Annotated in this window: 7 protein-coding genes; 2 read left to right on the top strand and 5 right to left on the bottom strand. The window is 37.7% G+C overall.

The annotated features are described in order from the left end of the window. Positions 1–2: 2 nt before the first annotated feature. Positions 3–3,392 (bottom strand): SusC/RagA family TonB-linked outer membrane protein, encoded by a 3,390-nt coding sequence (locus GKS34_RS19525; protein WP_163386669.1) that lies wholly within the window; start codon positions 3,390–3,392, stop codon positions 3–5. Positions 3,393–4,432: 1,040 nt separating this feature from the next. Between GKS34_RS19525 and GKS34_RS19520 the strand changes: the two genes are divergently transcribed. Continuing rightward, complete coding sequence (locus GKS34_RS19520; RefSeq protein WP_163386668.1) at positions 4,433–4,945, top strand: site-specific integrase; 513 nt, start codon at positions 4,433–4,435, stop codon at positions 4,943–4,945. 353 nt (positions 4,946–5,298) lie between these two features. Here the strand turns inward: GKS34_RS19520 and GKS34_RS23780 are convergent, their stop codons facing one another. Continuing rightward, positions 5,299–5,478: a DUF6577 family protein gene (locus GKS34_RS23780; RefSeq protein WP_353960092.1), complete on the bottom strand. Its 180-nt coding sequence runs from the start codon at positions 5,476–5,478 to the stop codon at positions 5,299–5,301. Between the two features lie 723 nt (positions 5,479–6,201). Here GKS34_RS23780 and GKS34_RS19515 point away from each other — a divergent pair. Then, on the top strand, positions 6,202–7,476 hold the full coding sequence (locus GKS34_RS19515) for a phage integrase SAM-like domain-containing protein (protein ID WP_163386667.1): 1,275 nt from the start codon (positions 6,202–6,204) through the stop codon (positions 7,474–7,476). 76 nt (positions 7,477–7,552) lie between these two features. Here GKS34_RS19515 and GKS34_RS19510 read toward each other — a convergent pair whose 3' ends face one another. From GKS34_RS19510 to GKS34_RS19500, 3 genes are all read right to left on the bottom strand, one after another. Continuing rightward, positions 7,553–7,831 carry a helix-turn-helix domain-containing protein gene (locus GKS34_RS19510; RefSeq protein ID WP_163386666.1) on the bottom strand — a complete coding sequence of 93 codons (279 nt, stop codon included), beginning with the start codon at positions 7,829–7,831 and terminating at the stop codon, positions 7,553–7,555. Between the two features lie 1,152 nt (positions 7,832–8,983). Next, the gene (locus tag GKS34_RS19505; RefSeq protein WP_163386665.1) at positions 8,984–10,303 is read right to left on the bottom strand and encodes a 5-methylcytosine restriction system specificity protein McrC; all 1,320 of its coding nucleotides are present in this window, start codon (positions 10,301–10,303) and stop codon (positions 8,984–8,986) included. Then, positions 10,303–12,060: an McrB family protein gene (locus GKS34_RS19500; protein ID WP_163386664.1), complete on the bottom strand. Its 1,758-nt coding sequence runs from the start codon at positions 12,058–12,060 to the stop codon at positions 10,303–10,305. Before GKS34_RS19500 ends, GKS34_RS19505 begins: the two co-directional genes overlap by 1 nt. Positions 12,061–12,906: the final 846 nt, after the last annotated feature.

The following is a 12,906-nucleotide window of genomic DNA, read 5'->3' as shown; positions in this document are numbered from 1 at the left end:
AATTAAAACCCAACAGCTAATTTCATACCGAGACTACGGGTACGTGGAATCACAGAGTAAAACTCATACCCCGGTTCATTCCTATTTCCTCTGGCGGTGTAAGCCGTTTCAGGATCGATGAATACATTGTGTTTTGTCCACATAAATAAGTTTTGACCTAATAGCGATAAAGACATATTTTGGAGGTTCATTTTATTTACGATAGCCTTAGGAAACCGATAGGTAATTGATACCTCTCTTAACTTTACATAAGTAGCACTGTAAAGATTAGCTGATGCCAGGTATCTATCAGCGCCCTTTTGCGCGTTATAGGGACTTAGCCATATGGTTCCCGGGCCTCCAAAATTCTCAATATATCCTCCTTCGCCGTCTTCTCTCACTCCTACAGCAAAACTAGCATCATTTACATATACTTTTTCCCCATCAGCATTGATATAGCTTCTGGTTTCTCGTTGTTGCTCGTCTTGCCAAGGAAAACCACCATATTCAGAATCTCGTCCTCCAACCCATTCATGTGAAAATTTCTCAGGGTTATCTTTGATTTGTTGTACAATGTCTACGTTGGGGTCATAATCCACGCTTCCGTTAATATATTCTGGAAACCTTCCATCATTCTTTCCTTGCCTCAACGTCTCTGAATAGAATTCACCTCCTGATCGCCAATCAAAAACTGCGGTAAAACTAAAGTTTTTATATTGCACATTAGGGTTTATGCCCAATATAAAATCAGGGTTGTAGTTTCCAATTTTTTCAAAATTCTCAGGATTTTGATCTCTTTCAGGCTTACCATTACTATATATGATGGCATGACCATAGTACTCAGAGTTTGGATCTTCCACTTTAAAATAAGGAGCTTGATAAATATCTCCTACTTGATCTCCTGGATAGGTATAGAAATAGGCGTATCCCTGGCTATACCCAAAGTATTCGACTCCATCAGCTAGCTCTACAATGGTAGTTCTATTTCTAGTGAAATTTAATCCTAAATCAAACGAAAAATCCTGTTGTCTAATAATAGAGGAGCCTAGCGTTATGTCCCAGCCATTACTTCTTACCAATCCGGCATTGATCAGTTTGCTGTTTGCCCCTGAAGTAATTGGGGTACTAATGCCAAGTACCTGATTTTTATTATCCATAGTATAATAGGTGGCATCTAGTGTTAATCTGTTATTAAACAAAGACAAGTCAACTCCAATTTCTTTCGACGTAGCTATTTCAGGTTTTAGTTGCGCATTTTTAGCAACCTTGTCAATACTGGCTCGTTTGGTATCTCCCCAATCTGCACCAAAATTATAATATCTTTGAAGCTGATAAGGATCTACATCATTTCCCACCTGAGCATAACCTGCACGAATCTTGGCGAGGCTAACCCAAGCTGGCATCGCAAACATTTCATTTACCAGCACACTTAAAGAGGCTGAAGGGTAAAAATACGAGCGGTTTTCTTTTGGCAATGTACTAGACCAATCGTTCCTAGCCGTCAGGTCAAGATATACCGTATTTTTATAGCCTAAAGAGGTTTGGCCGAATAGGCTGTTCACTTTCTTTTTACTCAAAAAGTTGGTGTAAATGACCGAACCCGGACCTCCATTACTAATGGTATACAAGCCAGGAATAACCAGGTTAGTTGTCGAATTATGAATATTTTCCTGGTAGTTGTATCTAAGAGTTCCACCAGCATTGGCCTGTAGGTCAAAATCCCCAAAAGTTTTGTTATAAGAGAAAATCCCCTCCCAGTTTTGTTCCCTAAAACCGGAATTTTGAATATCATAATTTCCTTTCTTTGAATCAACTGTATCCCACGGCCTTTGATTAACTGCTCTTTGGTTTAATTGACTCCGTAAGTATCTTGCTGTAAAGCGCAGGTCCTTAGCAATCTCCCAACCCACTTGTATTTTAGTCATTGCCTGTACCCGATCAAAACTAGTGGTAGCCAGCTCTTGCATCAGGTAAGGATTGTTCCACCTTTCTTTCCAGCGAGTTTGAACGATACCCTCCTGGTTAGGCATCCACCATGTTTCCGGGTTGCTATAAAGGGACATGTCAACTTGCGGTCCAACAGTTAAAATGGCTCTTGTGGGCGTGAGAAAACTTCTATACGTATTAGGCCTATTACCCGAGCTTGACTCATTTAAAGACGTCATCACCGTCACCTCCAAATTATCAGTCAGGTTCATGGTTCCATTGATGCTGATATTATTCTTTTTCAAATCTACATTCGGCATAATACCTTTGTTAAGGTAGTTACCCAAAGAAACGCGAAAATTGGCTTTGTCATAGTTACCATTAACCCCCACATTGTTTACTTGTGTCCATCCGTTTTGATAAAAATCTTGCTGACGATTTATATTGTTTTTATGAGAAACCAATTCAGCTGGACTATCCTGGTTTCTTTGTTGTGCAATAAAACCATTGTCTAACTTTGGTCCCCAAAATTCGTAGGCATCGTTTTCAAATACAAATGCACCTTCTTGCCCAGAAGCAAACTCATTTTGAACAGGAAGGTATTGATAAGGATTGTCAACAATAAAGGAAGAATTGAAATCCACCCCTAAACCTTTTTCCTTACCGGAACCTGATTTCGTCGTAATTAGTACTACCCCATTCGCCGCACGTGATCCATAAAGAGCCGCAGCACTAGGTCCTTTTAATACTGACATTGATGCTATGTCTTCTGGGTTAATGTCTGAAATAGCATTGCCAAGGTCAGCCTGATTAAATAGGTTGTCAGTAGAATTGTAAACGGGCACACCATCAATAACGAATAAAGGTTGATTGTCTGAGTTTAAAGATGATGCTCCTCTAATAACCATATTCATAGAAGAACCTTTAACTCCGTAGGTTTGAGAAATCTGTACACCGGCTATCTTCCCTTGCATGGAGCTAAGTACACTAGCCTGTGGCGTTTTATTTAAATCCTCGCCATCAACTGTTCCTACCGAGTATCCCAATGATTCTTTCTCACGAGAAATACCCAGTGCGGTAATAACCACCTCCTTCAACCCAACTGCAGCTTCAGACATTGTAATGTTGAATGTTGACTGGGATCCAATCGCAACTTCCTGCGGTTGATAGCCTATGTAAGAAAACTGCAAAATTTCCGTATCCCTAGGAATGGTAAGTGAAAATTCGCCGTCTAGATTCGTAACGGTACCGTTGGAGGTACCTTTTGCTAAAACCGCAACCCCAACTAAAGGGAGACCTTCGGTATCGGTTACTTCACCGGTGACCGTTTTTTGCTGCGATTGCTCGATGTTTGTACCCTGCGCATAGGAAATGGTACTGAGGAACATTGCAGAAGTGGTCATCAACATAAACAAACATAATTGCGTAACCCACATGGGATTACGGGGAAGATTTACAAAATCTTCATAAAATAGTTTTTTTTCCATTTTTTTTATTTTTAAATAAATTTGGATTGAAACCGAGTTCTGTGCGTTTTTTTACCTCGGCTTTTAATACTGCTCGATACTTTTTTCGTTTTATCCTGTGGACATAGTGCTCTGGGTTTTGGGTTTACTAAAATTTAATTGAGTTTTTGTCACTGAATAATTTTGTGGCTTGGGTGCTTTTCCCATCCTCCTTTATCATATACTACTGGAAATGTTAGTAAAATGGTTAATATAGGTTTGCGGGAGTAGGCAGAATATTGCATACCTCTCCACTAAGGCTTGGATAATATGGTCGTAATAAGTAGTTGGTAAAAATTTTCCCTTTTATACTGGTTTTCCCGAACCAGCGTAGCGAATTCACTTAATAGTTCTTTATTGCCACTTCACTGTTCCACATTGCCTATTCTGTCACCGGAAACCCGGAAAATAATGACGACGACAGTATTTCTTGAATCTCTCTACCGACTTGCATTTACCCACTTGTAGGATGCTAAATGACAAATCCATCCTTATCGGGAAAACAATCCTGAAACCCAAGTATGACAAATATTTAGACTTCTTTCTAATGATTTATTTCTTAAATGATTAATATAGATTTTTTTTATGTATTTAAAAAGCAATTTTTTCAGTAATCAAAATATTAAAAGATGTTTTGTTTTTACTTCATAAATTAAAGTAAGATAATATTGAAATTATGTAATATTCTATCTAAAATTAAGTGTTTATTTTTGTATGCCTGTAATTAAAGTTAGATGTTAATAAATAGTCAATAAAGCAGTAAAAAATAATAATTTGGTAATGAAATGCGCATAATTGATAAGTAATGACACATTATTGTCTATTCAGGTTTGCTGTGTCTTTTTTTACGCTATAAGTAATAGTCTCTTTTAATGAAAGAATTGACTATTTTTACTTTATATGAAGCATAGGTACCATTAAATCTAGCACTAGCGATTCAATGAGAGGTAGAAAATTCGATTGAACTATTGCTTTTAAAAAGAAAAAACCACGCAGGCCAAGTAAACCTTCAACGATGTTAATTGACTTCAAACCCTTGCAACCATGAACGACAGGGTTGGAGGCATGCTTCGGCAGCAAGGCATAGTAAATACTTCATGGAGGATATTTCGGCATCCCGGAAAGGCAGTCTGAGTGATCTATACTACGAAAAGTATAAACACGAGAAGAAAATCCTCAAAGTACAGCAGCAATGCGAAAACGTACTGATTAAGCGGCTGGCTAAACGAGCGGAAATTGACAGGATCGTTTACACCTCCTGTGTGGTGGAAAAAAAATACAGAGAAGGTGAGTTCGAGCTTCATCAAACCATAACCACACACGATGCCAGACAAACCTTTACCTCGATTTGTTATCGGGAATTTACCCTGAGTTTGGAGGAAGTCAGGGAGCTGCTCCAACATTCCAGTACTGATCAAACCTTGGAGTATATATATATAGGGGCGAGTGTAAGGAGTCCGAAAATTTGGGTTCCAGTTTGGATGCAAAGTATTTGGCAAACTCAGGATACGTTGAGGATAGCCTGTCCGCTATAAATACAAAATTCGTTTGGCTGTCAGATCATTTGGTTGCTTAATAATTACTGTAAATTATAGCCTTATCCTGCAAATTCAGCCCCCTAAAAACAGCGGGAGGAGGTGGAATTCTCAATTATTGATTATCAATTGTACCCTCTTGTACCAATAGAAAAATGAGGATTTTTCCGGTGGCCTTTTTGTTTCTTAAACCCCACCAACCACACATCTGTAAAGCAATGTTTCTTGATCATTCGATAATATCTTTTACAAGGTGGTACATATGCTTCGTCATAAACTGCTTGATGTCTTGTTCTCTTTCCCTTCGTTTTGCGTAGCTGAAGCGTTTGGTGAAATTGACGGCATGGTTGCTTTCAGCGTTTGCCATCCCCAAATTTGTCTGTGATTCGCATTGCGAGCTTGATTAACTCAGGAAATATTTCAGATCTGTATTTGGGTTTGTAGGAAATAACATAAAGCCTTTTCTTGAGTGGTTTAATGATTTTTTTGTCTTTGAGTTCATAGATTCTCCACTCGAAAGTACCCTCTTTCAGACCCGGTTCAAAAGAGCGATAGAATTCAAAGAGTTCTTCCCGCGAAAAATGCTACCGGCCTTTAAACCCCTCAATTAGTTTATCTTCTGTGGCATTCCAAATCAAATTTATACTAAACGTTCGGATTTTTGGCGAATATTGGAAATCAAAAAAAACACCAATAAAACGTAATACCGGCAAATATTGGGACAGACCCTTTTCAAAAAATCAATGAATGGGATTTTTTGAAACTCCTTTAGATTTGCTGTTACGAGCTAATTGGCATTAGCATCAAGTAATGCTGAAATCATGCTGGACGACTAATAGCCCAAGCCAATTTCCTGCGCCTCCCTGGCCAATTTATCCAACGTCTTTCCCAAAAGCAAAACAGCCTTTCTTGGAACCAAAATGGAATTCCCTTCCACCTGAAAAACCACCAGGGCATGGGTGCTGGTGCCGGTGGTAATTTTTTTAAAGGTTTTTTGAACCTGAAAAGTCTTCGCGCTTTATCAATTTTAAATACAAAATAAAAAGCCCCTTTACGGTCTGTAAAGAGGTATTTTGTGGGCCCACCTGTCCCCACTTTTACCATTATTAATAGGCTATAAACTAAACTAAAGGTAGCCTCAAAAACAGCTTATAGGTCCATTTTAAGGGGTTTTTTATGTTTTAGGTTAATGTTTAGTGTTTTTTATGTAGGTTTGTATTGAGTCATTACTGTTACATATTTTGTTACATATTTCTATGGATATAAATACTTACATCATCAAAGGAAGTGAAATTAAGCAAGGCAAAAATAAAGGAAAAGCCCCACTCAGGTTTTCATTTTTTTACAATGGCCTCAGAATTAATATTGGGGCAGATGAAAGGGCATTGGTAAAGGCATGGGATATTTCAGGTCAAAAGGTAAGTCGTAAAGACCCTGATGGTGTTGAAATAAATAAACGGATTTTAAAGAAAAAGGGATTGCTCATCGAGGCTGTTCAAGAACTGGAAAAAAAGGATGTGGAGCCAAACCAGAAAAACATTAAGGCCTTGTATCAAATTAGGATAGATGAAGTATTTAAGAATCTAAAGAGTGTGGCTCGGCCTTTAAAAAAGGAATCAATAAAATTACCTACCACATTTTGGGAAGTAGTGGAGCATTATAGAAAGAATTCTAAAAATTCTAAGGAAACTATTAGAAAATTTAAGCAGGTTGAGAAGCACCTGAAGGAGTATAACCCCAAAATTGATTTCAAAGATTTTACAGAGGACTTTTACAATGACTACTTCTTGGGCTATTTGGTTGATGTACCGATATGCGACAACACAATAGACAAGCATATTGCGGAAATTAAAAAAATTTGCACCTATGCCATCACCAGATTCAACCATATTCCTATTCCAAAAGATTTTCTGGATTTCAAAAGAATGTATCAAAATCCCTTTAGGCTTTCTCTTTCTTGGGAAGAGGTAAAGAAGATTGAAGAATTTGTTCCCCTCCACAAAGAATTAGTTTTAGCTCAAGATTTGTTCCTTATTTCCTGCTATACTGGATTGAGATGGCAAAATGTCAGTAAAATTAAGGACTATAATATTGTGGAGGTAGACGGCTCCTATCATTTTCAAGGCATCACCTTCAAAAATAGTAGGTCTATTCAATTTGTTCTATCCCCAAAGGTGGTTAAGATCCTTAATCGTTACAAAAACAATATTCCAAAATCTTACAACAGTGATATTAACAAGGATATCCAAAAGATAGCCAGAGCGGCTGGATTGAAAGATTTGGTCTCTTTTACAAAGCTATACAATGGAAAGCCAAAGGTCTTGACCTGCGAGAAATGGCAAAAAGTTACCATGCATGTTGGGAGGCATTCGTTTGCGAGGAGATTTTTAGAAATGAATAAAGCTGAAGGAGCTTTGGCTCTGCAATCTTTAAAAGAACTTCTTGGCCATAGCTCGGCTGTCATAACCGAAATTTATTTAAAATTGGGAGATGATAAAAAGAATAAAATGTTGCTTTCTGCCATTGAGTAGTGTTGTATTTTGCAATATAATGAACGGGGTAATAGCAGAGGAGCGGACTAATTGCCTGCTCCATAAATTTTCGTGCTTAATTATGACGGTTCAAATAATCGGCAATGGCGCTCCGCTTTAACCGATACTGGCCACCCAGCTTTTCATAGCCAATTTTATCATTTTTACACATTTCCCTAACGGTATTCTCTTTCACCCTTAAAATTTCTGCCGCCTCCTTAACAGTTAGCTTTTCTTCGGGGTTGGCCTTTTTCAAAAGGTCATTAATAACAGCGACAAGGCTATTAACCTGCATCGTTAAATTATGGATTTGGTTCTCAGTATTTGAGAGTTTTTTCTCAATCACTGTTTCCATAGTGGTCATCATAATGTTTTCCATCGTCATATTTCCTCCTTCTACATAACATTAATTTTTTTACTATTTTCGTCTATCTTAATTTATGACTCTTCCCAATTCAGAAGCAGGAATTTGCCATCGTTTAGGCCTCAAGATCTCTTTTTGGGCTTTAAGGTTCCCATTTGCGATAAAATGACGAATCGCTTTTTCCGAGACATTAATGCCACGTGACTCAAGTTCATTTTTAAATTCCTTTACTGTGTAAAAATCCACCATGATTTACTTGTTTTTGTTGTGAAATAGTTTATGAATTAAATTAGGCAGAAGGAGGACTTGCATAAATGCTGAATCCAATCTCAACCTTAGTTTCCATAGTATAGGTAAAACTGGTGCTGTCGGTGAAAAAAACTTTTATTAATTAATGTAGATACCTATTCATCTTGACCACCCGTATATTTGTTGTGATCCCGGATTGGAAGATAAACTTTTCATATTTTAAGGCTCCGGATGGGGGGGGTCAGCTTAGTCCGGTATATTCATCTGTTTTCTTACTATTCATGTTTTTTATAAACTATCCATTACAAAGCACCACATGAGGCCCTCTGGAAATCAAAACGGCATACTGGTTCTACCAGTAAGTTCCGGTACTCTCCATGGCCACTGTTCTGACATGTTTTCTTTCTACCAATCTGCTAAAGCTAACTGATCCTGATTGATCCCATATTAACGCACATCCTTTTCGGACTGCCCCACAGCCACCCTATGGGAGCGGATGCCTACATTAATACCCGCAGCTTGCGGATTGACGACTTGAATTGATACGAATTCCTGTCTCATGATCAGAAAACTTAAGCTCTAAGGGGATATGCTTTTAGTAAGAAAAAATTCTGAAAGGGGTTCTTGCCTAATCGAGACCGCCACTAAAGTAAAGCAATCGCAAGCATCCCAACCAGGATTGCGCCCTTGCTTCCCGAATAACCAGGAGCAAAAGTTGAAAATCCTCCCTATAACGAACTTTATCAACATTAGAAAAAGTCTGGATAATACAACACCCCGTTAGCTCTGAGATTAAATGTGTTTCATATCTGGGGAATTGCACCCAACGTTTTGCCCCATTTTTATTAATCTACAGGGCTTAGGTTAGGCTCCTTGCAACCACTGGATCCAAGATCAAATAATATCATTCTTAATTCTTTTTAGAAACTCGGTTTCCTTTTCAAAAAATTCATCTGACTTCATTTCTCTTTTAAACTCAATTCCATCAATACCAAAACATGCATTTAACCCATTGGGATACAGTAGATATGGACTTCTGAATTTATCTTCTTCATAGTCTTCATTTATTGTGAAAGGGAAAAGTAGGCCGCCAATTTTTATTTCCTTATGTGTGTAGGATAGTAGGTACGTATGAATTTGAAAAAAGTCACCTCTATCTACATCCGTATGTCGAGCCTGCATTTTTTTATATTTTGCATCCCAAATAATCGCTTTATCATCATTTTCGAATACCAAGTCGGGTATGAGTTGCCTCTTAAAAAAATACCCATCATAAGCAACCGAAGTATTTTTTTTGAGGTTCCAACCCAATGGCATGAGATTCTTTTGTAACAAGGACCTAAGGTATTGCTCCCATATTTCTGCCATATCAAGAAAAAAACCAAAGCCTTTATTTTTTTCCTCTTGATTGAGACCTTGTTGTTTCTGAGAGATAATATCCCAAGAAAAATCAACCAAGGGTTTCCACGACCTGTAAATTGGTTTGTACCTGATTCGCTGATAATGCCAATACAAAAGGTTTTGTCTTGGAATTTTAGCATCAAATATTCGATTTAAGGCTGACTGAGCAGAATCGGGCAGATTCAATTTACTTGCTCCTAGGTCAAAGTCGGTTTTCAAAATTTGGTAGGCCTCATTTACAATTGATATAATCTCGGTATCAATAGCTTTCTCATATGAATGAGAAACAAGTTCGTTTTTCGTTTTAAATGGTTTAAATGATTTCCGAATATCTAATCTACCTCTGACCTGAAGGCTTTGATATTGTTTTTTTAGAGTCTTTTTGGGTAGGCCATGAAGATTTGCATTAGCTAAATGTTGAACCCAAATAATGGTAATCAGTCGCTTTATAAAGTGTTGCCAATCGGTGTCATTTGCTACTTTAGATTGGGAAGGTGAAATTCTTATGTTGAAAATCTGTTCGAGCATTTTCAGTAAAACCTCTTCGCCAAAGCGTGGCTTTATTGAAATGTGATATGAGTTGCCTCGATAATTGAAGTTTGCTTCACCAATAAATCTGCCTGCCCGCCATTTGTGTTTACCATAATCATATACAGCTAACTGAGAATCGTCCTGGTCTTTTTCAAAAAAGGGATTAAACCAAAATACGGCTTTCTGACTCTTCTCTATAAAGTGAGAAATAACATCTCCACTAGCTTCCTTTTCATTAAAAGGCAAACAGTCTAATGCAGATATTTTAATTGTGTCCGACACTATTTTTTAAATGTTTTCCCTAATGCCTTCAAGCTTGCTTGTTTGCTCTCTTTATCTAAGTTGCCTAGAAAGGCATCAATAATTGGAGCTATGGAAATACTCCAAATAATATCGATCGCACCACCATTCCTGAATATTTGATACTTGAGTTTTGAGTAGCCATTAATGGTTTTGAAGCTGCTGTATATGTTTACAATCTCTGCGAAAAAAGTGTGCCCAATTTCATACTGTGAGCCTAGTTCTGGCATCTTTCGCAACTGATCATTCAAGGCTTTACAGTTTTGTATATATCGATTTACTTCCTCCCCTTTTAGCTTGGTATTAAGGCTCGTGTTTTTATTCCAAATAATGCTCTTTAAGACATCTTCGTTAAAGCCGTAAGGAAACCATAGAAACCTTCTTCTTAGGGCAAAATCAATTTGCTCTAAAGAGAAGTCTATCTCATTCATGGTGCCTATTACATATAGGTTTTTGGGAATAGATAGACTTAGACCACCAATGGACAAGTCAATTTCTTGCTCTCGGTCTTCAAGTGCTGAAAAAACCTCACCAAACAAGCGAGATAAGTCCACTCGATTGATTTCATCAAGTATTAAAACGTGTGGCAAGCCGTCAGCCATGGCCGCTTCACAAATTTCAAATAGCTTACCTTTAACCGCTTTGGTTTCGTTTGAGACCAATTGATAACCTACTACAAAGTCTTCGTAAGTATAATTTGTGTGCAGTTGCAATCGGTGAATTCTGTTTTTTGTTACATCAACATCCTGCTCAAAGTAAGTTTTCACGTTATTGCGATTAGAGAGATATTGATCTATAATAATGGCGGTTGAAAGCCTTTTAGCGGTATGGGTTTTGCTGGTTCCCGGTGGGCCATACAGGATAATTGCTTTTTTGTACTGTAGCCCTTGAACCTCTGAAAAACCTTCTTGGGTGAGTGAATAATTCCAAATACGCGTGAAGCGATCCTCATAGAAGTCGAAGTCTGTATTAGTTACGTACTTGCCTAATTCTTGACGGATCAGATAGATTTTTTCATCTGTTGTTTTCTCTTTGGTTTCTTCATCATCTGGCAAAAGGCTTTTAAACCCATTTACTATGTCTCGCTTGTGTGTATCTGAAGCAATTCGTTCGTACTCATCAGGATTGCTTACATAGAGTAAAATGTTTGATGTAGCCAAGCTCCAATCAGGTATGTTTTCTTTGGTTGATTCAGGTATTTCATACTCTTCTAACTCTTGCTTGTATTTATGCCAAAGGCAATAGGCTTCGGTGTAGGTTGCTAAATCCTTGACAGAAATATCTTCATTCTCTTGCGCTTTTTGAAACAACAGCTCTATGAGATACAAGACAAATTTTATCTCGTAATACTTGTTGTTTTTATGGTACATACCTGCATTGCCAAAACCTTCAGGATAGACATCCTTTAATTCTTCATTGCTCAGACCTGTAGTGCGTTTGGTTTGTTCTTGTTTCCGCCAAACCGAAATATCTCTCACTGCAAAGCCCCAAAGCCATTCGGCATGGGCAAAAACCAACTTAGTTTCCAAATCAGCATCTTTAAATTGAGCCTTAACCTTGGAGCCAAAGCTCTCTCCACCTCCTTTGAAATTCTCTACATAATTTTTAAAGCAGTTTTGAAGGGTAGCCCTTGTCAATACATTGGGCGTATTTGACAGAATACTGTTCCTTTGAATAATAAACTCACTCAAAAAAGTTTGCAAATGTTCATATACATCTTCTGCGTAGTGTAATCTCATTATCTGTTTTTTGTAACATTTCCGCTAACTTGGAGATTTGCGCAATTACGCCAAGTTCTCCATTTTAGACAAATAAACGAAATTGAACTTAATTTTTCATAAATAGACTCCAATTTACTAATCTTACTGCCTTAAATCTGTAAATCCTGCCATGGTTGTTTCAAACCAGCCTGCTTACCACTTAAATTCCTACAGGGAAGCTGGGTAAAGCCTTTCAGTCTGCTGATCATTAATAATTATTACCTGCCTGCCTTCCATTTTCTGCTAAATGCTGTAATAATTGACTGAATATGCGTATGGCTTTTTGGCTTTAAGGCCTTTTCCACTGTGTTTCTCCTTTGTGGTTATTTTTTTTATTTGTTTTCACTGTTTTTAGGAAGACACATAATTCTCCCTTGGTACATATAGTACAGAGAGAATTAAATGAGAAACTGTTTTTGAGGTTCCCACATACCTTAAGACAAACAACTAAAAATCTTAAAGGCTTGCGAATTGTAATGCGTTACAGTTATTGCATCCTTACTCACCGCTTTCGCTTTATTCTCGGCTGTGACTCTGAGCACTTCTAGTCACTGGTAAGATTCATGACGGAACTGTGTCTTTGGACCGATACATCACGAAAATATAGTTTTCAGCGTTATGCTAGGTCTCTATCATCCTTTACAAAGTATAGGCAAAAGTGGTGCATTGGGTTTACCTGGGTATAAAAATACTTTTAAAACCTGAAAATTGACCAAAAAATATATATGCCCCAACAGCCAAAGGTAGGGGTAGCCCTCCTTTTTTCAAGATAAGGGGGCTTCAACGTTTCAAATTGGAACAATGGATTTATTTGGACAAAAAAGC

Source organism: Cyclobacterium jeungdonense, from assembly GCF_010994275.1.
In the GTDB taxonomy this organism is placed as follows: Bacteria; Bacteroidota; Bacteroidia; order Cytophagales; family Cyclobacteriaceae; genus Cyclobacterium; species Cyclobacterium jeungdonense.
This window is presented reverse-complemented; position numbering and strand designations above follow the sequence as displayed.